Origin of the sequence: Methylobacterium sp. E-016 (assembly GCF_022829745.1) — a bacterium.
Classification (GTDB): Bacteria; Pseudomonadota; Alphaproteobacteria; order Rhizobiales; family Beijerinckiaceae; genus Methylobacterium.
Genome location: NZ_JAKSYF010000076.1, coordinates 26,083 through 48,275, shown reverse-complemented (window position 1 = coordinate 48,275; position 22,193 = coordinate 26,083). Strand labels below are relative to the sequence as shown.

Genomic DNA, 22,193 nt, shown 5'->3' with positions numbered 1-22,193 from the left:
TGGGGTTGGAACTAGGCGGGCAGGGCGGCGGTCGCCGCTTCCACTTCGTTGAAGGTCGGGCGGACGTCGCTCATCAGGGCCTTGCGGGCGAACTCGACCGCCATCACCGGCGGCTGGCCGGCGATGTGGGCGAGGAGGCCCGCTTTGAGCGAGACGTAGTACTTGGATTCGGCCTCGAAGAGGCTCTTGAGCGACTGCGCCATCGGCCCGAAGAAGCCGTAGGCGACGAACACGCCGAAGAAGGTGCCGACGAGCGCGCCGCCGATCAGATGCCCCAGCACCTCCGGCGGCTCCTTGATCGCCCCCATGGTCTTGATCACGCCGAGCACGGCGGCGACGATGCCGAGCGCCGGCGTTCCGTCGGCGAGCGACTGCATCGCCGAGATGATCCGCTCCTGCTCCTGGTGGTGCGTCTCCAGCTCCTCGTCCATCAGGGCGTCGATCTCGTGGACGTTGTTGGCGCCCAGCGTCACCATGCGCATGTAGTCGCAGACGAACTCGACCGCGTGGTGGTTCGCCGCGAAGGTCGGGAAGCTGTTGAACAGCGCCGACTCGCTCGGCTCCTCGATGTGCGGCTCGAGCGCCATCAGGCCCTTCTGCTTCGCGAGCCGATACAGCGAATACTGCATGCCCAGCAGCTCGACATAGGCTTGCTGATTGTATTTCGGTCCCTTCACGAGCGTGGCCAGCATGGCGGGCACGGCCTTGAGCACCGGCCCGGTGTTGCCGATGATGAAGGCGCCGATCGCCGCGCCGAGGATGATGACGAACTCGAACGGCTGCCACAGCACTTCCAGGTGGCCGCCCATCGCCGCGTAGCTGCCGAAGACGCAGGCGAAGACGACCAGTGTGCCGATGATCAGCCGCATGATTTGCCACCCTTGCGCGGCGGCAGGGACAGCCCGAGCGACGCCACTAGCGATCCGACAAATTGCCGATCTCGGTTAACGGCGGGTTTAGGCCGTGGCTCGGATGCCGTCCGGCTCCCTCGGCGCGCGGTCCGGGCGCCCGGCGACGGCGCCCGGACCGCGCGCCGAGACCCGCCCTCAGATCGTGACCATGCCGCCCGTCACCGCGATCATCGCGCCGTTGATGTAGCTCGCCGCGTCGGAGGCCAGCATCACGTAGGCGGGCGCGAGCTCGGCCGGCTGGCCGGGGCGCCCGGCCGGCGTCATCGAGCCGAAGCTCTCGACCTGGCTGGTGTACATCGTCGACGGGATCAGCGGCGTCCAGATCGGGCCCGGCAGCACCGCGTTGGCGCGGATGCCGCGCTTGCCCAGGATCTTGGCGAGGTTCGCCACCATGTTGCACAGCGCCGCCTTCGTCGAGGAATAGGCGAGCTGCTGCTCGACCGGGTTCTTGGCGTTGACCGAGGAGGTGGCGATGATCGAGGCGCCGGGCTTCAGGTGCGGCGAGGCGGCCTTGAGGATGTAGAACATCGCGTGGACGTTGACCGCGTATTGCCGGTCCCAGTCGGCGATCGCGATGCCCTCGAGGTCGTCGGCCAGCACCTGCACGGCGGCGTTGTTGACGAACACGTCGAGCCGGCCGAACTCCGCGATCGTCGTCTCGACCAGCGCGGCGCAATGGCCGGCCTCCGAGACGTCGCCCGGCAAGAGCAGCGCGCGTCGGCCGGCCTTCTCGATCCAGGCGGCGGTGTCCTTGGCGTCGTCGTGCTCGTCGAGATAGGCGAGCGCCACGTCGGCGCCCTCGCGGGCATAGGCGATCGCCACCGCCCGGCCGATGCCGGAATCGCCCCCGGTGATCAGCGCGACCTTGCCGGTGAGCTGGCCGGAGCCGACGTAGCTGTGCTCGCCGTGATCGGGCGGCGGCTGCATCTCGGACGAGCGGCCGGGATAGGGGATCGGCCGGGCCGCGAAGGGCGGCTCGGGGCGCGGGGAGGCGGTGTCGGACATGACGTTCCCATCGGTGAGGCCGCGGCATGCGGCGCCTCCTCGGGAACACGCCGGGAGGCGGACCGGCTCAAAGCGGCCTGCCGCGCCGGATCGTCACGCCGGCGGGCCGTACTGCATCAGCCCGTCGCCGAACGACCAGTTCTCGCGCGCGACCTCCACCAGGTTCACGAGCACGTTGCCCGGCTTCACGCCCGGATCCCGCCCGAGGTTGCGGGCGATCGCCGCGTAGAGCGCCCGCTTCTGCGCGGTGTCGCGGGTGTCGTTGGCGGTGATCTGGATCATCACGAGGTCGTCGTCCCGCGCGATGCCGAGATAGCCGGGATCGTAGGCGAAGGCGGAGGAGCCGTGCTCGTGGATCACCGTGAACAGGTCGTTCTCGGGCACCGCGAAGGCCTCGCGCATCGCCGCGTAGAGGCCGGCGACGAGGGCCGCGTGGTAGGCCGGGCTCTTGCCGGTGCGGAGCGAGATGCGGGTCAGGGGCATGGCGGGGGTCCTCGGGTCCGGTCGAGGGACACCCTTGCCGTCCGCGATGATAACGGCAAGATATCGGGCGCTATATCTGCCATAACGGATCGTTGTGCTGATGACCCGCCCGCTCGACATCGAAAGCGTCCAGGCCTTCGTGCTCACCGTCGACCTGGCGAGCTTCACCCGCGCCGCCGCGGCGCTGGAGACCTCGCAGGCCGGGATCAGCCTGCGGCTGAAGCGGCTCGAGGACCGGCTCGGCTGCCGCCTCGTCGACCGCACCCCGCGCAGCGTCCGGGCCTCGGCGCGGGGCGAGCGCTTCCTGCCCGCCGCCCGCGACCTGCTGGCGGCCCATGCGCGGGCGATGGCCGACCTCGCCGCCGCGCCGCCCGCCCGGCTCGTCCTCGGGATCAGCGACCACGTCGCCGGCCCGGACCTGCCGGCGCTGCTGCACCGGCTCGGGCTCGCCGGGTCCGGCCTCGTCGTCGAGGTGCGGATCGCCCCGTCGCGCGACGTGATGCGCCTGTTCGATGCGGGCGAGGTCGACGCGGCGATCGTCCGGAGCGAGGACCCGGCCGAGGCGGGCGGCACGGTGCTGGCCGAGGAGCGGCTGGCGTGGTTCGCCGCCCCCGGCTTCCGGTTCGAGCCCGGCGCGCCCCTGCCGATGGCGACGCTCGCCGGCCCCTGCAACGTCCGGGCGGCGGCGTTGCGCGCGCTCGACGCGGCCGGCCTGCCCTGGAGCGAGATCTTCGTCGGCGGCGGCGTGCTCGCCGTCGGCGCCGCGGTGACGGCCGGGCTCGCGGTGTCGGCGCTCGCCCCCAGCGTCGCGCCCGCCGGCGCGCGGGACGTCGGCGCCGCGTTCGGGCTGCCGGCCCTGCCGCTCACCCGGATCGTGCTGCACGCGCAGGCGCCGGACCCGCGCGCCGCCGCGGCGCTGCGCACGCTGGCGGCCGCCTATCGCGGCGTGGCGCGGTGAGGGTCTCCACGGCACCGAGGGCGGCGCTGCCCCGGGGTCGGGGAGAGGCTTGAACCGTAGGATTTGTTCCTATACTTTGGGCGTCGGTACCGAGCGCTTGCGTACCCGGTCTTGAGAGGCCGCCGAACGGATCGAGGTTCGGTCCATGTCGGGGGTGTCATGATACTTTTCGTGACCCGCTCGGCATGGAAGCAGGCCTGCAAGGGCAAGATCGCCGCGGGCACGCTCGCCAAGGCCGCCGAGAAGGCCAATCTCGGGCTGGTGGACGCCGAGATCGGCGCTCACCTGTACAAGCAGCACGTCGGCCGAAAGGGCGATTTCCGTGCCGTCCTCTTCCTGGTCACGGACCGGCGATGCGTCGTCCTGCACATCTTTCCCAAGAACGTCCAACCCAACATCAAGGGTGCCGAACTGACGACCCTTCGCGCGTTCGCGAAGATCCTCGCAGATGTCGGCGACGCCGGATTCGAGACGCTTGCCGAAACCCAGGGGTGGAAGGACCTCTCCGATGAGAAGCCCGAAACGGACCTATAGGAGCGATCTGCTTCGATCGATCCACGAGGCCACGAGCGACCTTCACGCCATCGGGGCGATCGACAAGGCGACGCTGCGCCGGTTCGATGTTTCGTGCCTCACGCCCATCGAGCCGCTGCCGCCCGAGAGCATCCGGCGGATCCGCGAACAGGCCAACATGAGCCAGGCGATCTTCGCCAAGGCTCTCAACGTGACGACCTCGCTGGTGAGCAAGTGGGAGCGGGGAGACGCCAAGCCTGGCGGTCCCTCGCTCAAGCTGCTCTCGCTGGTGAGCCACAAGGGCATCGAAGCGATCCTGTAACGCGCCCCGGGTGTGCCGGCCGGGCTGTCCGCGCCGGCGGATCGCTTTCAGCGAGCCGCCCGGATGCGGTGTTTCCCGTGAAAACGAAACAGCCCGGCCGCGCGGGCGGCCGGGCTGTCGTCGAGACGCGGGAGGCCGCGGAACTCAGGAGGCGAGGGGGCCGGTCGCCTCGCCGGCGCCCTGGGCTTCCATCGCCTTCTGGCGGTAGAGGCCGACGAAGTCGATCGGGTCGATGTAGAGCGGCGGGAAGCCGCCGTTGCGCACGGCCTCGGCCACGATCTGGCGGGCGAACGGGAACAGCAGGCGCGGGCACTCGATCATCACCGCCGGGTGGACCTGGTCCTGCGGGATGTTGCGCATGCGGAACACGCCGGCATACTTCAGGTCGAAGGCGAACAGCACGTCGCCGTTGATCTTGGCGTCGCCCTCCAGCGTCAGCTCGACCTCGAAGTCGGCCTCGGCGAGCTGCTGCGCGTTGACGTTGACCTGGATGTTGATCTGCGGGCCCTGGCCCTCCTGGGGCTGGAGCGAGCGCGGCGCGTTCGGGTTCTCGAAGGACAGGTCCTTGGTGTACTGCGCGAGCGCGTTGATCGCGGGGGCCTCGTCGGCCTGCCCGTTGCCGTTCGGTGCGGGGGAATCGGCCATGGCGGGTCATCCTTCTCGAAAGATCGAACACCGGCCGCGGGCCGATGGCTACGGGTGACCGCCATGCCTGTGCGGTCGTGGGCAGAGGCGAGGCCGCTAACATGCCCGTTCGATGCGGACAAGCGAGGCGCCGGACGGCGCGCGGACCCTGCGCCGCCGCCCGTCCGACCGGGTGCCGGCGTCGGGCCGCGGCCGGTCCCGGCGGCGCGTGTCGCGACGACGCGGCCGGGGCGATCCTCCGCGATGTCGCCTGGAACCGGCCGGTGCATTGCCCCATATGCCCATTGCCCCCTATGCAAAGGGGGACGCGGCGCGTTTCCTCGAGAGCCCGGCCGCGTCCGCTCGAGGATGCGTGCGGCGTGACATGACCATCGTGCGACCCCTCTCGGATTTCCCGGAGCCGCGCGCACGGGCCAAGGCTGCGGCCGGGACCCGCGCTCCACGGCGGCCACCATCGGATCGGTGATGCAGGACAGCTTCGACGTGACGACGATCATCTTCCTGGCGCTCGCCGTCTTCGTAATCTGGCGGCTGCGCTCGGTCCTCGGGCAGAAGACCGGCGCCGAGCGCGCCCCGTTCAAGCCGGTCGACCGCAGCCGCACCGAGCCCCAGCCCGGCCGCGGCGACGGCGACAACGTCGTGCGCCTGCCCGGCGCCGACCGGGTCCAGCCCGAGCGCGCCGCCGAGGCCCAGGCGCGCGACTGGCGCGGCATCGCCGAGCCCGGCTCGGCGGTCGCCCGCGGCCTCGAGGCGATCGTCCAGGCCGAGCCCGGCTTCGAGCCGCGCGCCTTCATCGAGTGCGCCAAGGGCGCCTACGAGGCGATCATGATCGCCTTCGCCAAGGGCGACCGGAAGACCCTGAAATCCCTGCTCTCCCGCGAGGTCGGCGACGCGTTCGAGCGCGCCATCGCCGAGCGCGAGAAGAACCGCCAGACGGTGGAGACCACCTTCGTCTCGATCGACAAGGCCGAGATCGTCGCCGTCGACGTGCGGAACCGCGTCGCGCAGGTCACGGTGCGGTTCCTCTCCAACCTCATCACCGCCACCCGCAACGCCGACGGCGTCGTGGTGGACGGCAGCGCCGAGGCCGTGGTCGAGGTGCCCGACGTCTGGACCTTCGCCCGCACCCTGGGCACCCGCGACCCGAACTGGCAGCTGGTCGCGACCGAAGCCGGGGCCTGAGGGCGCCCGCGCAGCCATCGTCCCGAGAGCCATGCCACCCCGACACCCGCCCCGTCCGACCGCAGCGTTCCGCGCTGCGGTCGCTCTCGTTTCGGGGGCCGCCGCGGCGAGCGCCGCCGAGCCGCTGCGCGTCGGCAACGCCGTGCTGGAGCCGGTCGCGATCGCGGCCCTGCCCGGCTGGCAGGCGGACGAGACGGCGGCGGCCTTCGAGGCCTTCCGCCGGACCTGCGCCGCGCCCGGCCCCGATCCGGCGCAGGCCGCCGGCGTCGCCGGGTCGCCGGCCGACCTCGCCGCCGCCTGCACCGCCGCCGCCGCGCTCGATCGCACCGGGGCCGGCTGGCCCGAGCGGGCGCGGCGGTTCTTCCAGGAGCGGTTCTCGGCCTACCGCGTCGTGCGCCCGGCCGACGGCACCGAGCCCGAGCGGAAGACCGGGTTCCTCACCGGCTACTTCGAGCCGCAGCTCGAGGGATCGCTGGCGCCCGGCCCCGGCTTCGCCGCCGCCGTGCTCGCCCGGCCCGACGACCTCGTGACGCTCGCCCCCGGCGAGACCCGCCCCGGCCTCGATCCGGCGTTGCGCGCCGGGCGCGCGGCGGCGGCCGGGTTCGAGGCCTATCCCGACCGGGCCGCGATCGAGGACGGGGCGATCGCCGGCCGCACCCGCCCGCTGCTGTGGCTGCGCGACGCCGTCGACCTGTTCGTGCTGCAGGTGCAGGGCTCCGGCCGCGTCCGCCTGCCCGACGGGTCGGCGATCCGCGTGCTCTACGACGGCAAGAACGGCCGGCCCTACACCTCGATCGGCAAGCTGCTGGTGGCGGAGGGGCACCTCGCCCTGAACGACCTCAGCCTCGCCCGCTGGACCGCCTGGCTGCGCGCGCACCCGGACCACGCCCGCCGGCTGATGCGGATGAACGCGTCCTACATCTTCTTCCGCACCGAGCCGGTCACCGATCCCGCCCTGGGGCCGCCGGGCGCAGCCGGCGCGCCCCTCAGCCCCGGCCGCAGCCTGGCGGTGGACGGCACCCTCTGGCGCTACGGCCTGCCGTTCTGGCTGGAGGGCAGGCTGCCCGGCCAGCCCGGCAGCGGGCACCTCGTGGTCGCGGCCGATACCGGCTCGGCCATCCTCGGCCCGGCCCGCGGCGACCTCTACGTCGGCACCGGCGCGGCGGCCGGCGTCGCGGCCGGAGACCTGCACACCAAGCCCGGCTTCGTCGTGCTCCTGCCGAAGCCGGCCGCGCCATGAGGGGGTTCTGGTCTCCGACGCCATGGCTCCAATGCCATCGCTTTCCGCGACTCGCTGGAACCGGAACGGACGAACGAATGTCCGCATGTCGGAGTGTGGAAGCCGGAAGGATCCTGGGCGTCACGGCGCGGCTCCCTCTCCCATGGGAGAAGAGACCCGCGCTTCACCTCACGCGATCCGAGCGTCCGGCATGAGGCCGCCGCGCCGGCCGCGGGCGCTGTCCCGCGAGGATGCCCATCTCTGGGGCGAGATCGCCAAGCTGATCACGCCGCTGCGCGCCCGCGCGACGTTGCGGAAGGCCAAGCCGGCTGCCGACGCCCCAGGGCCCGCGGCGCCGGCCGCGGCGAAGCCGACGCCGAAACCTGCGCCGGCCAAAAGCCCTGCCAAGAAGGCGGTGCCGCTCCCCGAGCCCGTGCCGGCGATGCCGAGCGTCGTGCCCGGCCCGGTCGCCGTCGTCGCGCCGGCGAAGAAGCCCAGGCGCGTGGTCCGGCTCGGCGCGGGGACACCGGCCCCGCCGCCGCCGACGCCGGTGCGGCCGGCCTTCGTCCCGGGCCCCGCCCCGCCCGGGCTGGAGCGGCGCGAGCGCCAGCGGCTCAGCCGCGGCGTGCTGGCGATCGAGGGCCGGATCGACCTGCACGGGCTCTATCAGGCCGAGGCGCACGCGGCCTTGGTCGGCTTCCTGATGCGGGCGCGCGCCGCCGGGCATGCGCGGGTGCTGGTCGTGACCGGCAAGGGCGGCGAGGACGCCTATGCCGAGCGCGGCGTGCTGCGCCGCTCGGTGCCGCACTGGCTGCGCGGCGCGGAGCTGCGCCCGATCGTGCTCGGCTTCGAGGAGGCCGCCCGCCACCACGGCGGCGCCGGCGCGCTCTACGTCCGCCTGCGGCGGCGCTGAAGGCGCGGGTTAACCCGAGCGGGCTAATCGGGTAGGCGACGCGCGGAAGCGTTCGGGACCGGACATCATGCACGACGTCGTACGCGAGATCGTTCTCGACACCGAGACCACCGGCATCGACCCCAAGACCGGCGACCGGCTGATCGAGGTCGGCGCGGTCGAGCTCCTGAACCACATCCCCACGGGCCGGACGTTCCACAAGTACTGCAACCCGCAGCGGACGGTCTCGGAGGGCGCCTTCAAGGTGCACGGGCTGTCCGACACGTTCCTGTCCGACAAGCCGCTGTTTTCGGAGATCGCCGGCGCGCTGATCGAGTTCTGCGGCGACGCCCGGCTGGTGATCCACAACGCGCCGTTCGACGTCGGCTTCCTCAACATGGAATACGCCCGGCTCGGGGCCAAGGCGCCGCCGCCGATCGTCCTCGAGAGCGTGGTCGACACCCTGCCGATGGCCCGGCGCAAGCACCCCGGCGCGCCGGCCAACCTCGACGCCCTGTGCAGCCGCTACGGCATCGACACCAGCCGCCGCACCAAGCACGGGGCCCTGCTCGACGCGCAGATCCTGGCCGAGGTCTACATCGAGCTGCTGGGCGGCAAGCAGACCGGGTTCGATCTCGGCGCGACCACGGTCGCCGACGCGGTGGTCGACCGCAGCGCCGAGAGCGTCGTGCGCACGGTCCGCACCGCCCGCGCCCGCCTGACCGACGCCGAGCGCGAGCGCCACGCCGCATTCCGCGCCGGCCTCGGCGCCAGCGCGATCTGGGCCGAGTACATCGGCGAGGACACCGCCGTCTGACGGCAGAGCCGCCCTCACGGGTTGGTGCATCGCACGAAGCCCATATTGCAATGCAATATGGCGCCCCCATATGCCATCCACACGGATGGTGACGGGATGGTCGCGATGATGGATGTGATGGTACGGCCGAAGCCCACGCGGGCGGCGGCGCGGCAGCCCGAGAGCGAGAAGATCACGATCAACCTCGGGCATGTCGACCTCGGGCACGTCGACCTGCTCGTGGCCGAAGGGGTGTTCTCGAACCGCAGCGACTTCATCCGCACCGCGATCCGCAACCAGATCGAGCGGCATGCCGACGTGACGCGCCAGTCGATGGCGCGGCGCAGCGTCGAGCTCGGCCTGCGCCACATCGACCGCGCCAGCCTCGAGGCGGCCCGGGCCGAGGGACGGATGCTGGACATCCGCGTGCTCGGCCTCGCCACCATCGCCGACGACGTGACCCCCGACCTCGCCCGTGCGGCGATCGCCTCCCTCGACGTGCTCGGCAGCCTCCAGGCCAGCCCCGCCGTCCGCGCCGCGCTGGCCGACCGGCTGCGCTGAGGCGCTGCCGCGCCTCTGCTCCGAGCCTCCGCTCCGAGCCTCCTGCCCCATTCCGATCCGCCCCCGGCGATCCCCAGGACTTCCCATGACCGACCATTCCGACTCGATGCGCGACCGCTTCGCCGACATGATGGAGGCGACCCGGCTGACCGGTGCCGGCCGCCTCGCGGAGGCGACCGACCTGATCCAGCGCAGCCTCGGCGGCCACGCGACGCCGCGGGACACGCCGCAGGACACGCCGAAGGCGATCGAGCCGCCGACCCTCGACCTGACCGCCGAGCGCATCGACGACGCCCCGCGATCCGCGCCCCGGGCCGAGGCGAAGGTCGAGGCCGCGCCCAAGCCCGCGGCCGCGCCCAGGCCCGAGGCCGCGCCGAGGAGCGCTTCGCCCCGAGCCGAAACCGCGTCGGCCGGCCCGATCCCGGAGAAGCTGCGTGCGGCGGTCGAAGGCGTCGTGCGCGGGCTGGCGCCGGTGCTGAAGGGCCTGAGCGCCAAGGGCTTGAACACCAAAGGCCTCAACACGAAGGGGCTGGCGCCCGGCTTCGGCTTCGCCAAGCCGCCGATGCCGGGCCGCTCGGCCGAGCCCGCCGAGGGCGAGGGATCGCTCGTCACCAAAAGCTTCGCCGGGCCGGCGGGTGCGCGCGAGTATCGCCTGTTCGTCCCGAGCCGGCCGCAGAATCCGGCCGCGCTCGTGGTGATGCTGCACGGCTGCAACCAGACCGCGGACGACTTCGCCGTCGGCACCGGCATGAACCGGCTGGCGGAGCGCGACGGCGTGCTCGTCGCCTACCCGGTCCAGACCGGCCGCGCCAACGCGCAACGCTGCTGGAACTGGTTCGAGCCGCGCGACCAGGGCCGCGAGACCGGCGAGGCCGCGATCATCGCCGGGCTCACCCGCGCGGTGATGGCCGAGCACGCGATCGACCCGGACCGCGTCTTCATCGCCGGGCTCTCGGCCGGCGGGGCGGCGGCGGCCAACATCGCCCGCGCCTTTCCCGATCTCTACGCGGCGGTGGGCGTGCATTCCGGCCTCGCCGCGTCGTGCGCCCGCGACGTCGGCTCGGCGATGATGGCGATGCAGATGGGCGCGGCCGGCCCCGGCGGCACCCGCGTGCCGACGATCGTCTTCCACGGCGAGGACGACACCACGGTGAGCATCCGCAACGCCGACCAGGTGCTGGCACAGGCGGGCGCCGCGGCGCTGACGCCCTCGCGCGAGCAATTCGACGGCGACGGCCATCCCTACACCCGCACCCGCTACGCCGACGCGGCGGGCCGGGTGATGCTGGAGGATTGGCGGGTGCGCGGCGCCGGCCACGCCTGGTCCGGCGGCGACCGGGCCGGCAGCTTCACCGATCCGCACGGGCCCGACGCCTCGCGCGCGATGCTCGACTTCTTCGCCGCGCATCCCAAGGGGGTCTAGAGCATTTTCTTCACGCGAGCCGGGATCCACCTCGCTGGAAAATGCTCGAGTGGCCGGGCGCCGTCCCGGCGACGGCGTGGCCCGGTTGCAACGCCGAACCTGCGATCGTGCGGTGCCCGCGATCGGAGGCGGCGGATCGGCCGCGATCCGTGCATGGTCCGTTTGCCGGCGAACCGCGTCGGCGGAGGAGGGTTGCGTGCCGGTGTCGGGTTGGAAGGTGGCGCTCGTGGGCGCAGCGGTGGCGTGCGCCGCGCACGGAGCCGCCCGGGCGGGCTCGGCCGCGCAGCCGGGCCAGACCGTCGGCCTGCCGGCCGGGTTTCCGCTGGCGGAGGGGCTGTACCTCATCGACACGTCGAGCTTCGGCGTGCGCGACACGCGACCCCGCGACTCGGAACTCAACGTCAACCTGCCGTCCATCATCTGGGCGACGCCGTGGCGGGTGCTGGATGCCCGGCTCCAGTTCACGGTGCTGCAGCCGGTGACCGCGACGGCGCCGAACGGCGCGCGCTACCAGAGCGGGTTCGGCCAGACCCTGCTCGCGGCCCAGCTCGCCTGGGATCTCGGCCAGCATGTCGGCGTCAGCTACCTGCTCGGCGCCTACCTGCCGAGCGACACCAAGGTGGTGATCCGGAACCCGGTGCTGCACCAGCGCTTCGCCGCGACCTACAACGGCGACGGCTGGAACCTGACGGCGCATTTCCTCTACGGGATCTTCTTCGACACCACCTCGCCCACCGGCACGTACTACCCGGACTTCCTCAACCTCGACCTGACCGCGACGAAGAAGTTCGGCAAGCTCGAGGTCGGTGCCGTCGCCTTCGGCTCCACCGACCTGCCGACCGGCCGGGCGAGCTACCAGCGTCAGGGCCAGTTCGCCGTCGGCGCCCTCGTCGGCTACAATTTCGGGCCGGTGAACCTGCAGGCCTACGTCACCCGGGACGTCGCCGAGCGCAATTACGGCGGCTTCGACACCCGCGGCTGGCTGCGGGCGATCGTGCCGCTGGGCAAGCTCGACGATCAGCCGGGCGACAAGACGGACGGGCCGCAGCCCGAGCCGCTGCTCGCCAAGCGCTGACGCCGGCGCGGCCGGGAGCTCACACCGCGACGTTGTCGATCAGACGGGTCTTGCCGAGATAGGCGGCGGCGAGCACGCGAGCCGGGCCGTCGACGCGGGCGAGCGGGGCCAGCGTCGCCGCATCGCAGACGGCGAGGTACTGCACGGCGAATCCCGCGGCCTCCAGCGCGGCGATCCCGCGCGCGATGGCGGGTGCCGTCTCGCCGCCGTCCCGCGCCTGCGCCGCGATGTCGGACAGGACCGCGTGGAGCTTCGGCGCGGTCGCCCGCTCGGCCGGCGCGAGGTAGCGGTTGCGCGAGGACAGGGCGAGGCCGTCGGCCTCGCGGATCGTCGGCATGCCGTGGATCGCGACGTCGAGGTCGAGGTCGGCGACCGCGCGGCGGATCACCTGCAGCTGCTGGAAATCCTTCTCGCCGAACAGGGCGGCATCCGGCCGGACCTGGTTGAGCAGTTTCGTCACCACGGTGGCCACGCCCGAGAAGTGGCCGGGGCGGAAGGCGCCGCACAGCCCCTCGGTGAGGCCGCCCACCTCGATGCGGCTCGAAAACCCCGGCGGGTACATGGCGGCCGCCTCCGGCATCCAGGCCGCGTCCGTCCCGGCCTGCGCCAGCAGGGCGAGGTCGCTCGCGGCGTCGCGCGGATAGCGGGCGAAATCCTCGCTCGGGCCGAACTGGGTCGGGTTGACGAAGACGCTCGCCACCACGCGCTCGCCCAGGGTCCGCGCATGCGCGATCAGCGCGAGGTGGCCGCGATGCAGCGCACCCATGGTCGGCACCAGCACGACGCGGTCGCCGGCCGCGCGCCACGCGGCGACCGTCTCGCGCAAGCGGGCGAGATCGGCGATGGCCTGCGTCTCGGGGGTGGGATGGGCTGGCATGGCGGGCTCCGGCGGCGGCGTCGAGCGCTGCCTTAAGCGCCCTCTTCGCCGCATGCCAGCATGCGCCTGCGATCTGCGCCGACCCTGCCGAAACGATGATGCATCCGGGCCGTGCCTTGCGTCCAAGAATGCACGTCTGCAGACGCGGTGAAGCGGCGCGGATTCGCGGCGACCTCAGGTCCCCGCTTCTGGTGGAACAAACTCGCCGCGCTCATCGGCAATACGGCAGCAGGGGCCGGCCGAACGGGTCGTCGACGCCCGGCGGGGGCGTGAGGCCGTAATAGCTCGGCTTCGACAGGCCGTAGGACGAGCCGACGTAGCTCGGATCGTCGGGCGCGTTGGTCGGCACCGGCGCGCGGCGCGGCAGGCAGGCGACCCGGCGCGGGGGCGGGGCGGCGTGAAGCAGGACGCCGTCGCTGCCGTCGCCGCGCGGGAAGTAGCGCGGCGCGCTCACGACGGGGCCGCCATAGGCCGGCCCCGGCTCGGGGGCGAATAGGTCGGCCGCGCCGGCGGGCCCCACGGCGAAGCCGCAGAGGAAGCAGGCCCGGATCATCGCTCTCGCGCGCATGCGCACGTCGTCCCCCGACCCGCGGAAACCGGGCACGCGGTGCCAGTGTCGGCGCAGAGGGTGAACCGATCGTTACCGATCGGCCAACGCGACCAGCCGGGCCTGGAGCACCGTGACGAGGTCGGCGGTCGCAAGCCGCAGCTGCAGGCCGCGCCCGCCGCCGTTGACGTGGATCTCGGTGCGGCCGGCGAGCGATCCCGCATCGATCAGCACCGGCACCCGGCGTTTGGCTCCGAGCGGGCTGATCCCGCCGACGTGGTAGCCGGTGATCCGCTCCGCCTCCGGCGGCTTCAGCATCGACGCCGCCTTGCCGCCCATCGCGGCGGCGACCCGCTTCATCGCCACCTCCCGGTCGGAGGCGACGAGCAGGCAGACCGGCTGGCCGTCGACGGCGGCCATCAGGGTCTTGAGGATGCAGCCCGGCTCGACGCCGAGCGCCTCGGCCGCCTGCAGGCCGATGCGCGGCGCCTCCGGGTCGTAGGCGTAGCCCACCATCGCGTAGGCGATGCCGGCCTTGTCCAGCGCCCGCGAGGCGGGGGTCGCCCGCGGCGTCGCCTTGGCCATCACACCGCCTCCGCCAGGATGCGGCCGATCTCGGCATGGGCGGCGTCCCGCGCGGCCGGCGGCGCCTCCGAGCCGGTCAGGAACACGCCCGCGAGGATCGGCGCCCGGCCCGGCGGATGCAGGATCGCCACGACGTTCGACGTCGCGTTGTCGCCGCTGCCGGTCTTGTCGCCGACCGGCCAGGCGGGCGGCAGGCCGGCACGGAGCTTGGCCCCGCCGGTCTCGCAGGCGACCATCCAGGCTTCCAGCCGCGCCCGGTGCGGCGGGGCCAGCGCGTCGCCGAGGAGGCAGCGGTCCAGCGTCCGGGTGATCGCGGCCGGGCTGGTGGTGTCGCGCGGATCGCCGGGCAGGGCGGTGTTGAGGGTCGGCTCGGTCCGGTCGAGGCGGGTGACCGCGTCGCCCTGCCCGCGCAGCCAGGCGGTGAGCGCCGCCGGTCCGCCCAGCGCGTCGAGGAGCAGGTTGGCCGCGGTGTTGTCGCTCCGGACGATCGCCGCCGCGCAGAGCCCATCGACCGACATCTCCGCACGGCCGCCGCCGGCCGCATCCAGGGCCGAGCGCGTGACCGGGGCGTAGCTCTGCAGATCGTCCGCCCCGTAGGCGATGCGCCGATCGAGCGTTTCGCGGCCGGCGGCGACGCGGGCCAGGATCGCCGCCGCCGCCAGCACCTTGAAGGTGCTGCACAGCGCGAACGCTTCGTCCGCGCGGTGGCCGAGGAACACGCCCGTCGCGTCGCGGAACGCCACGCCGACCCGACCGCCGAGGCGCACCTCGACCGCCCCGATGCGCCCGGCGGCGGCGCCGAGCCGATCGGCGGCGCGGGCGGAGAGCGCTGGCCCGGCGAGCGCCAGGCCGGCGACGACCGCGCGACGGGTATGGGCCATGGCGTGCTCCCTCCGGACGGGTTTCGCGGCGCCGCGGTTTGCGCAACGTCGTTTGCCGAGGCAAGACCCTTTCGCCGGGATGCGGCCGATCGATGACGGCCACCCCCGCGCGGATGGGCGGATGCCGGGATGCCCCGGGCCCCCATCAGCGATCCGAGCATGAGCGATCCGACCATGAGCGATCCCCCCACCCTGTTCGCCCCGGCCTCCAGCTTCGGGCGCGCCGCCATCGCGGTGATCCGCGTCAGCGGCCCGGCCGCCGGTGCCGTGCTCACGGCGCTTGCGGGCCCCCTGCCGGCGCCGCGCCGCCTCTCGCTGCGGACGCTGCGCGACCCCGCCGACGGCGCCATCCTCGACCGGGCGCTGATCGCCTGGATGCCGGGGCCGAGCACAGTCACCGGCGAGGACATGGCGGAGCTGCACCTGCATGGCGGCATCGCGGTGCGGGCCGGCGTGATCCGCGCGCTCACCGCCTTTCCCGGCTGCCGCCCGGCTGAAGCCGGTGCCTTCACCCGGCGGGCCGTGCTCAACGGCCGGATGGACCTGACCGAGGCCGAGGGCGTCGCCGACCTGATCGAGGCCGAGACCGAGGCCCAGCGCCGTCAGGCCCTGCGCCAGCTCGATGGCGCCCTCGGCCGGCAGGTCGCGGCCTGGCGCGACGAGGCGATCGATTGCCTGGCCGCCGCCGAGGCGGCGCTGGATTTTTCCGACGAGGGCGACGTCGACGACGCGGCCCTGGATCGCGCCCTGTTCGACCGCGCCGCCCGCCTGCGTGCCGCCATCGCCGCGGCGCTCGCCGACGGGCGCCGCGGCGAGCGGGTGCGCGAGGGGTTCTGGGTCGTGCTCGCCGGGCCGCCGAACGCCGGCAAGTCGACGCTGCTCAACGCGTTGAGCCGGCGCGACGCGGCGATCGTCTCGCCGGTGCCGGGCACCACCCGGGACGCGATCGAGGTGCGGCTCGATCTCGGCGGCCTGCCGGTGATGCTGGTCGACACCGCGGGCCTGCGCGAGACGCACGATCCGGTCGAGGCCGAGGGCATCCGGCGCACCCGCCGCCGGATGGCGGAAGCCGACCTCGTCCTGATGCTGGTGCCGCCGGGCCCGGAGGCGACCGAGCCCGCGGCGACCGGCCGGGTGCTGCGCGTGCGGACGAAGGCGGACCTCGCCGACGGGTCCGGCGGCGGCCTCGCCGTGTCGGCGCTGACGGGGCAGGGGATGCCGGCGCTGCTCGATGCCATCGCCGCAGAGGCCGAGGCCGCGCTCGGCGGCGGCGATGCGCTCATCACCCGCGAGCGCCACCGCGACGCCCTGGAGCGCTGCGTCGCCCATCTCGACCGGCTGCCCGCCGTCGCCGCGATGCCGGAACTGGTGGCCGAGGATCTGCGCCTGGCCGTCCGCGCGCTCGGCGAGGTCGGCGGCCATGTCGGGATCGAGGCGGTGCTCGATCGCCTGTTTTCCGGCTTCTGCATCGGCAAGTAGCCCGGCTTTCCCCCTTCCGTGCGCGGAGAGAGTGGCGGCTCGATGCTGTCGCGCGGCACCGACTCAGCGCGTGCGTCGCGCGGGCTGGTCGCCCAAGGCGATGTCGACAGACGACGCCGACGATGTCGACCCTGTCACCGGCTTACGCGAAACACGCCCGATGTTTCACGTGAAAACCCGATCGCGTGTCACGAGCGGGTCAGGAACATGCCGGTGAGCAGGAAGCCGAAGCCGGCGAGGCCGAAGACGCCTTCCTTGCGCTGGCTCGGATCGATGAAGTGGGCGACGGCCCCGCCGGCGCAACAGAGCGCACCCAGGCCGATGGTGATGATGTGCATCATCTTGATCCTCGTTGGTCGCCCTCGCACGTGCGAGGTCTGCGATGTCACGAAATCCCGGGTGGCCGGGACGGACGCCGTTGTCCGTTCATAAGTCGTTCACAGATCGTCGATGACACGCGATCGTGAGTCCCGCAAGGGGTTTCATCGCGAGTCGGCATCGAAATTCGCCATGATCGACTGCCGAACGCAGTCGACCATCGTGCGGCAAGGCTCGGGCCGGATGGATCGACTGATCGAATGCAGTATTCGTTGCCGAAGGCGACGGCACCGTGCCTCTGGATGGGGCACGATCGATGCCATCCCGCTCGGCGGATCCCGGGCGATTGACCTTTCCGCAGCGCGGCGGCACATCCCGCGGATGCGTGAGACGTCTCCACAGGCCTTCGAAGTCCTCGTCGTCGGCGGCGGCCATGCCGGCGTCGAGGCGGCGGCGGCCGCCGCCCGGTGCGGCGCACGCACCGCCCTCGTCACGCACGATCCGGCGACCATCGGCGCGATGTCGTGCAATCCGGCGATCGGCGGCCTCGGCAAGGGCCATCTCGTGCGCGAGGTCGACGCCCTCGACGGCTTGATGGGCCGGGTCGCCGACGCGGCCGGCATCCAGTTCCGGCTGCTCAACCGGCGCAAGGGCCCGGCGGTGCGCGGGCCGCGCACCCAGGCCGACCGCAAGCTCTACGCGGCGGCGATGCAGGCGGCGGTGGCCGAGACCCGGAACCTGACCGTGGTCGCAGGCGCCTGCGAGGATCTGGTGGTGCGGGACGGGCGGGTCGCCGGGATCGTGCTCGGCGACGGGCGTACGCTCAGCGGCGGCGCGGTGGTGCTCACCACCGGCACCTTCCTGCGCGGGTTGATTCATATCGGCCCGGTTCAGATCCCGGCCGGCCGCGTCGGCGAGGCGCCGGCGGTCGGGCTGGCCCGGACCCTCGACCGGCTCGGCTTCCGGCTCGGGCGCCTGAAGACCGGCACCCCGCCGCGCCTCGACGGCCGCACCATCGACTGGTCGGGATTGGAGATGCAGGAGGCCGACGCCGAGCCGGTGCCGTTCTCGACCCTGACCGAGCGGATCACCACGCCGCAGATCCGCTGCGGCATCACCCGGACGACGCAAGCGGTCCACGACCTGATTCGCGAGACCCTGCACCTGTCGCCGATGTATTCCGGCGGCATCAGCAGCCGCGGCCCGCGCTACTGCCCGTCGATCGAGGACAAGGTGGTGCGCTTCGGCGACCGCGAGGGCCACCAGATCTTCCTCGAGCCCGAAGGCCTCGACGACCCGACGATCTACCCGAACGGCATCTCCACCGCGCTGCCGCAGACGGTGCAGCACCGGCTCGTCGCCCTGATCCCGGGCCTGGAGGCGACGCGGATCCTGCGGCCGGGCTACGCCATCGAGTACGATTACGTCGACCCGCGCGAGCTCGATGCCGGGCTCCAGGCCGAGCGCCTGCCGGGCCTGCTGCTCGCCGGGCAGATCAACGGTACCACCGGCTACGAGGAGGCGGCGGGGCAGGGGCTGGTCGCCGGCATCAACGCCGCACGGATCGCCGGCGGCGCGGCGGTGGCGACCTTCGACCGGGCGGAATCCTACCTCGGCGTGATGATCGACGACCTCGTCACCCATGGGGTGAGCGAGCCCTACCGCATGTTCACCTCGCGCTCGGAGTATCGCCTGAGCCTGCGCGTCGACAACGCCGACGAGCGCCTGACCCCGCGCGGGGCCGCGCTCGGCTGCGTCGGGACCCGGCGGGCGGCGCACTTCGCCGCGTCGCAGGCCGAGCTGTCGGCGGTGCGCGCCCGCCTCGACGCGCTGACCCTGACGCCGACCCAGGCGCAGGCCCACGGCCTCGCGCTCAACCAGGACGGCATCCGCCGCACCGCCTTCCAAATTCTCTCCTATCCCGATCTGGACTGGGGCCGCTTGGCCTCGGTCTGGCCCGAGCTGAGCGCGGTCTCGCCGCGGATCGCCGAGCGCCTGCGGACGGATGCGACTTACGCGGTCTATCTCGACCGGCAGAATGCCGACATCGCCGCCTTCCGCCGCGACGAGGCGGTGAGCCTGCCGGTTCGGCTGGATTACGGGCGCATCGCCGGGCTCTCCAACGAGATGCGGATCAAGCTTGAGACCGTGCGGCCGGGAACCCTGGGGCAGGCGGCGCGGATCGAGGGCGTCACCCCGGCCGCGCTGACGCTGCTCGCCGCCCATGCGCGGCGTCGCGAGGCAGTGGCATCGTAAGGATGGTCCTAGCCGCAACACGCGTCTTCCCTCCCCCCTCTGCGGGGGAGGGTACCCTGCGGAGCAGGGGGGGAGAGGGGAGCTCCGTTTCCGGAAAAGGTGCTCCCCTCTCCCGACCCTCGCTGACGCGAGGCCCACCCTCCCCCGCACGGGGGGGAGGGGAACCCGCGGATGTCGTCCGAAGCCTTCCGGGGGCCTCGCGATGAGCGCCGATCGCGACCGCGTGCTCGCCGCCGCGAATGTTTCACGTGAAACAGCGCAACGGCTCGATCTCTACGTGGCGCAGCTGGCGCGCTGGCAGACGATCAAGAACCTGGTCGGGCCGGCGACCCTGGCTGAGGTCTGGACGCGGCACGTGGCCGATGCGCTGCAGCTGCTCGATCTGATGCCGGAGGCGCGCCGCTGGCTTGACCTCGGCTCGGGCGCCGGCATCCCCGGGCTGATCCTGGCGATCGCCGGGCCGCCCGGCATCCGCGTCGACCTCGTCGAGAGCAACGCCCGCAAGTGCGCCTTCCTGACCGAGGCGGCCCGGGTCACCGGGGCGCCGGTAACGGTCCACAACGCGCGGATCGAGGCGGTGATCGGCGATCACCACGGGGTCGACGTGGTCTGCGCCCGGGCGCTCGCGCCGCTCGACCAGCTTCTCGCCTGGACCGAGCCACTGTTGAAAACGGGCACCACCGGGCTGTTTCCGAAGGGACGGGAAGCGGTTGCGGAATTGACCGATGCCGCGGAGCGGTGGACAGTCGGCCACGATCTCATTCCGAGCCGAACCGAGTCGGCCGCCCGGATCGTCCGCGTCACCGCCCTCGCTCCCAAGAGCCCCTAGCTCTCGAGAGCCTGCCACTCCCCCCAAGCGTTCCCGTCTCCCAGGCGCCCATGACAAGCGACGCGACTCCCCATCCCGCTGCCGATGCCGCGCCCGCGCGGCCGCTCCGGGTGCTGGCGCTGGCCAACCAGAAGGGCGGCGTCGGCAAGACCACGACGGCGATCAACCTCGGCACCGCGCTCGCGGCGATCGGCGAGCAGGTTCTGGTGATCGACCTCGACCCGCAGGGCAACGCATCGACCGGGCTCGGCATCGACCGGCGCGCCCGCCGGGTCTCGACCTACGAGGTGATGGCGGGCGAGGCGTCGCTGGCCCAGGCCGTGGTGCCCACCGCGGTTCCGCGCCTGTCGGTGGCGCCCTCGACCATGGACCTGCTCGGCCTGGAGCTGGAGCTGGCCTCGCTGCCCGACCGGGCGCACCGCCTGCGCAACGTGCTGCGGGGCCTGCGCGACGCGAACGCGACGCGCGACGTCAGCTACGTGCTGATCGACTGCCCGCCCTCGCTGAACCTGCTGACCATCAACGCGCTCGCCGCCGCCGATGCGGTGCTGGTGCCGCTGCAATGCGAGTTTTTCGCGCTCGAGGGCCTGAGCCAGCTGCTGCGCACCGTCGAGCAGGTGCGCGGCGCCTTGAACCCGAAGCTGACGATCCAGGGGATCGTGCTGACGATGTTCGATCCGCGCAACAACCTGTCGACGCAGGTGGTGGCGGACGTGCGCGGCTTCATGGGCGAGAAGGTCTACGAGACCATGATCCCGAGGAACGTCCGCGTGTCGGAAGCGCCCTCGCACGGCAAGCCGGTGCTGCTCTACGACCTGAAATGCGCGGGCTCGCAGGCCTACCTGCGGCTCGCCTCGGAAGTGATCCAGCGCGAGGGCCGGGTGCCGGCGGCGGCGTGAGCGGTCGCGACCCGCCCGTTTCGGCGGGCGGATGCGGCCCGGGACGGTTCGGGTGTACGGCGTAACGATGCGTAACGGAGTGAGTGGGTGAGCGGGATGGCGGACGAGGTGGCACGGCCCCGGCTGGGGCGCGGGCTCGCGGCCCTGATCGGCGATTTCGGGGATGCGGGCAACGAGGCGGGCAAGGTGCAGGCGCAGCGCAAGGTCGCGGTCGAGTTCCTGCGGCCGAACCCGCGCAACCCGCGCCGCAGCTTCAGCGAGACCGACCTCGACGAGCTCGCCGCCTCGATCCGCATGCGCGGCATCATCCAGCCGATCGTGGTGCGGGCGCTCGGCGAGGTGCCGGGCACGTTCGAGATCGTGGCGGGCGAGCGCCGCTGGCGCGCGGCTCAGCGCGCCGGGCACGACGAGGTGCCGGTGGTGGTGGTCGAGATCGACGACCGCGCCTCGCTCGAGTTCGCGATCCTGGAGAACATCCAGCGCGCCGACCTCAACGCCATCGAGGAGGCCTCCGGCTACGAGCGGCTGATGAGCGAGTTCTCCTATACACAGCGCGAGCTTGCCGAGATCCTGGGCAAGAGCCGCAGCCACCTCGCCAACACCCTGCGCCTGCTCAACCTGCCGGCGAAGGTGCAGGAGCGGCTGGTCGCGGCCGAGATCACCGCCGGCCATGCCCGCGCGCTGCTCGGCGTGCGCGCGCCCGAGCTGGTGGCCAAGCGCATCGTCGAGGAGGGGCTGACGGTGCGCGACGTCGAGGCGATCGCCGCGTCCGAGCAGCAACCCGACGACGTGCCGCGGCCCGGCCGGCCGCGTGGGCTGACCGAGAAGACCGCCGAGGTGCGCTCGCTGGAAAGCCGCCTCGCCCTGGCGCTCGGCCTCGGCGTGACCCTGAAGGCGAAGTCGTCCGAGGCCGGCGAGATCCGGATCCGCTACGGCACGGCCCAGGAATTCGAGGATCTCTGCCGCCGCTTCCAGGTGCCCGACGCCGGCTGACCGGTCGACGCCGGACGCCTCATCGCGGCGTCTCGATCTCTTGCCCCCGCGTCCGATCCCGGGACGGATGCGGGGCCGAGCCTTGTGGCGGCGGCGTGCGCGCGCCTAGAAGCGGGCTGCGTCCACCGTCCGGGCGCGCGTTCCATCGGTCCACGCCGTGGCGTCGCGGCGGGGCCTGCAGGCTCGCATTCGGGCCTCGGTGCCGGCCTCCGGCCGTTCGCGCGGCCCGTTCCATCCTTCGCACGGACACCTCCATGCCCCGCCTCCGCACGATGATCCTGGCCGCAGGCCTTCTCGCGATCCCCGGTCTCGGCCTTGCCCAGACCAGCTCCATCCGCGAGGCGCTGAAGCAGAACTGCACCGGCGATTACCTCGAGCATTGCAGCGAGCACCCGCCCGGCGGCCCGGCGGTGGAGGCCTGCTTCCGGGCCAACCTGAGCAAGCTGTCGCCCGAATGCGCCGCGGCGATCGCCCTCTACAAGCGCGAGACCAAGGGCCGGCGGATCTCCGAGGGGCGGTGAGCCGGCCCCGGCCGCCAGCCGCG

25 protein-coding genes are annotated in these 22,193 nt (G+C 72.8%); 16 read left to right on the top strand and 9 right to left on the bottom strand.

Going from position 1 to position 22,193, the window contains the following annotated elements:
- Nucleotides 1-11: 11 nt before the first annotated feature.
- The 3 genes from motA to MKK68_RS08100 all read right to left on the bottom strand — a co-directional run bounded on the left by motA (nucleotide 12) and on the right by MKK68_RS08100 (nucleotide 2,399).
- A complete protein-coding gene (motA, locus tag MKK68_RS08110) occupies nucleotides 12-869 on the bottom strand; it encodes a flagellar motor stator protein MotA (RefSeq protein WP_147727230.1) in 858 nt (285 codons plus the stop codon).
- Nucleotides 870-1,046: 177 nt separating this feature from the next.
- Nucleotides 1,047-1,916 (bottom strand): SDR family oxidoreductase, encoded by an 870-nt coding sequence (locus tag MKK68_RS08105; RefSeq protein ID WP_244029722.1) that lies wholly within the window; start codon nucleotides 1,914-1,916, stop codon nucleotides 1,047-1,049.
- A 93-nt stretch (nucleotides 1,917-2,009) separates the two neighbouring features.
- The gene (locus tag MKK68_RS08100; protein ID WP_244029720.1) at nucleotides 2,010-2,399 is read right to left on the bottom strand and encodes a tautomerase family protein; all 390 of its coding nucleotides are present in this window, start codon (nucleotides 2,397-2,399) and stop codon (nucleotides 2,010-2,012) included.
- Nucleotides 2,400-2,499: 100 nt separating this feature from the next.
- Between MKK68_RS08100 and MKK68_RS08095 the strand changes: the two genes are divergently transcribed.
- The 3 genes from MKK68_RS08095 (at nucleotide 2,500) to MKK68_RS08085 (ending at nucleotide 4,192) form a co-directional block, all read left to right on the top strand.
- Nucleotides 2,500-3,357 carry a LysR family transcriptional regulator gene (locus MKK68_RS08095; RefSeq protein ID WP_244029719.1) on the top strand — a complete coding sequence of 286 codons (858 nt, stop codon included), beginning with the start codon at nucleotides 2,500-2,502 and terminating at the stop codon, nucleotides 3,355-3,357.
- 171 nt (nucleotides 3,358-3,528) lie between these two features.
- Nucleotides 3,529-3,891, top strand: a complete 363-nt coding sequence (locus MKK68_RS08090) for a type II toxin-antitoxin system RelE/ParE family toxin (RefSeq protein ID WP_187275658.1) — start codon at nucleotides 3,529-3,531, stop codon at nucleotides 3,889-3,891.
- Nucleotides 3,866-4,192, top strand: a complete 327-nt coding sequence (locus MKK68_RS08085; RefSeq protein WP_147844690.1) for a helix-turn-helix domain-containing protein — start codon at nucleotides 3,866-3,868, stop codon at nucleotides 4,190-4,192. Before MKK68_RS08090 ends, MKK68_RS08085 begins: the two co-directional genes overlap by 26 nt.
- 144 nt (nucleotides 4,193-4,336) lie before the next feature.
- Here the strand turns inward: MKK68_RS08085 and secB are convergent, their stop codons facing one another.
- Nucleotides 4,337-4,837, bottom strand: a complete 501-nt coding sequence (secB, locus tag MKK68_RS08080) for a protein-export chaperone SecB (protein WP_147729755.1) — start codon at nucleotides 4,835-4,837, stop codon at nucleotides 4,337-4,339.
- Nucleotides 4,838-5,302: 465 nt separating this feature from the next.
- On the opposite strand from secB, the gene MKK68_RS08075 reads away from it, so the two are divergent.
- The 7 genes from MKK68_RS08075 (at nucleotide 5,303) to MKK68_RS08045 (ending at nucleotide 11,985) form a co-directional block, all read left to right on the top strand.
- The gene (locus MKK68_RS08075) at nucleotides 5,303-6,019 is read left to right on the top strand and encodes a Tim44/TimA family putative adaptor protein (RefSeq protein ID WP_244029717.1); all 717 of its coding nucleotides are present in this window, start codon (nucleotides 5,303-5,305) and stop codon (nucleotides 6,017-6,019) included.
- 31 nt (nucleotides 6,020-6,050) lie between these two features.
- On the top strand, nucleotides 6,051-7,259 hold the full coding sequence (locus MKK68_RS08070) for a murein transglycosylase A (RefSeq protein WP_243947993.1): 1,209 nt from the start codon (nucleotides 6,051-6,053) through the stop codon (nucleotides 7,257-7,259).
- Nucleotides 7,260-7,449: 190 nt separating this feature from the next.
- Nucleotides 7,450-8,151, top strand: a complete 702-nt coding sequence (locus MKK68_RS08065) for a Smr/MutS family protein (RefSeq protein WP_244029715.1) — start codon at nucleotides 7,450-7,452, stop codon at nucleotides 8,149-8,151.
- 67 nt (nucleotides 8,152-8,218) lie between these two features.
- Nucleotides 8,219-8,947, top strand: a complete 729-nt coding sequence (gene dnaQ / locus MKK68_RS08060; protein WP_244029713.1) for a DNA polymerase III subunit epsilon — start codon at nucleotides 8,219-8,221, stop codon at nucleotides 8,945-8,947.
- Nucleotides 8,948-9,052: 105 nt separating this feature from the next.
- On the top strand, nucleotides 9,053-9,487 hold the full coding sequence (locus MKK68_RS08055) for a CopG family transcriptional regulator (protein ID WP_244029734.1): 435 nt from the start codon (nucleotides 9,053-9,055) through the stop codon (nucleotides 9,485-9,487).
- A 106-nt stretch (nucleotides 9,488-9,593) separates the two neighbouring features.
- Entirely contained in the window at nucleotides 9,594-10,910 is a 1,317-nt protein-coding gene (locus MKK68_RS08050) for an alpha/beta hydrolase family esterase (protein WP_409567200.1), read from the top strand.
- Between the two features lie 196 nt (nucleotides 10,911-11,106).
- A complete protein-coding gene (locus MKK68_RS08045; protein WP_409567198.1) occupies nucleotides 11,107-11,985 on the top strand; it encodes a transporter in 879 nt (292 codons plus the stop codon).
- 19 nt (nucleotides 11,986-12,004) lie between these two features.
- Here MKK68_RS08045 and panC read toward each other — a convergent pair whose 3' ends face one another.
- From panC to bla, 4 genes are all read right to left on the bottom strand, one after another.
- Nucleotides 12,005-12,862: a pantoate--beta-alanine ligase gene (panC, locus tag MKK68_RS08040; protein WP_147844367.1), complete on the bottom strand. Its 858-nt coding sequence runs from the start codon at nucleotides 12,860-12,862 to the stop codon at nucleotides 12,005-12,007.
- 211 nt (nucleotides 12,863-13,073) lie between these two features.
- The gene (locus tag MKK68_RS08035) at nucleotides 13,074-13,430 is read right to left on the bottom strand and encodes a hypothetical protein (RefSeq protein WP_409567197.1); all 357 of its coding nucleotides are present in this window, start codon (nucleotides 13,428-13,430) and stop codon (nucleotides 13,074-13,076) included.
- 72 nt (nucleotides 13,431-13,502) lie between these two features.
- Nucleotides 13,503-13,994 carry an aminoacyl-tRNA deacylase gene (locus MKK68_RS08030; RefSeq protein ID WP_147729711.1) on the bottom strand — a complete coding sequence of 164 codons (492 nt, stop codon included), beginning with the start codon at nucleotides 13,992-13,994 and terminating at the stop codon, nucleotides 13,503-13,505.
- On the bottom strand, nucleotides 13,994-14,875 hold the full coding sequence (gene bla, locus MKK68_RS08025; protein WP_244029709.1) for a class A beta-lactamase: 882 nt from the start codon (nucleotides 14,873-14,875) through the stop codon (nucleotides 13,994-13,996). Before bla ends, MKK68_RS08030 begins: the two co-directional genes overlap by 1 nt.
- Before the next feature lie 174 nt (nucleotides 14,876-15,049).
- On the opposite strand from bla, the gene mnmE reads away from it, so the two are divergent.
- Nucleotides 15,050-16,354, top strand: a complete 1,305-nt coding sequence (gene mnmE / locus MKK68_RS08020; protein WP_244029707.1) for a tRNA uridine-5-carboxymethylaminomethyl(34) synthesis GTPase MnmE — start codon at nucleotides 15,050-15,052, stop codon at nucleotides 16,352-16,354.
- Between the two features lie 188 nt (nucleotides 16,355-16,542).
- On the opposite strand, the gene MKK68_RS08015 is transcribed toward mnmE, so the two are convergent.
- Nucleotides 16,543-16,695, bottom strand: a complete 153-nt coding sequence (locus MKK68_RS08015; protein WP_244029704.1) for a hypothetical protein — start codon at nucleotides 16,693-16,695, stop codon at nucleotides 16,543-16,545.
- A gap of 358 nt (nucleotides 16,696-17,053) precedes the next feature.
- Here MKK68_RS08015 and mnmG point away from each other — a divergent pair, with 358 nt between their 5' ends.
- The 5 genes from mnmG to MKK68_RS07990 all read left to right on the top strand — a co-directional run bounded on the left by mnmG (nucleotide 17,054) and on the right by MKK68_RS07990 (nucleotide 22,170).
- Nucleotides 17,054-18,928 (top strand): tRNA uridine-5-carboxymethylaminomethyl(34) synthesis enzyme MnmG, encoded by a 1,875-nt coding sequence (mnmG, locus tag MKK68_RS08010; RefSeq protein WP_244029702.1) that lies wholly within the window; start codon nucleotides 17,054-17,056, stop codon nucleotides 18,926-18,928.
- A 202-nt stretch (nucleotides 18,929-19,130) separates the two neighbouring features.
- Nucleotides 19,131-19,757 (top strand): 16S rRNA (guanine(527)-N(7))-methyltransferase RsmG, encoded by a 627-nt coding sequence (gene rsmG, locus MKK68_RS08005; RefSeq protein ID WP_147728223.1) that lies wholly within the window; start codon nucleotides 19,131-19,133, stop codon nucleotides 19,755-19,757.
- A gap of 50 nt (nucleotides 19,758-19,807) precedes the next feature.
- Complete coding sequence (locus MKK68_RS08000) at nucleotides 19,808-20,656, top strand: ParA family protein (RefSeq protein ID WP_147728222.1); 849 nt, start codon at nucleotides 19,808-19,810, stop codon at nucleotides 20,654-20,656.
- Between the two features lie 96 nt (nucleotides 20,657-20,752).
- Nucleotides 20,753-21,649, top strand: a complete 897-nt coding sequence (locus tag MKK68_RS07995) for a ParB/RepB/Spo0J family partition protein (protein WP_147728224.1) — start codon at nucleotides 20,753-20,755, stop codon at nucleotides 21,647-21,649.
- A gap of 254 nt (nucleotides 21,650-21,903) precedes the next feature.
- A complete protein-coding gene (locus MKK68_RS07990; protein WP_147728221.1) occupies nucleotides 21,904-22,170 on the top strand; it encodes a hypothetical protein in 267 nt (88 codons plus the stop codon).
- Nucleotides 22,171-22,193 lie beyond the last annotated feature (23 nt).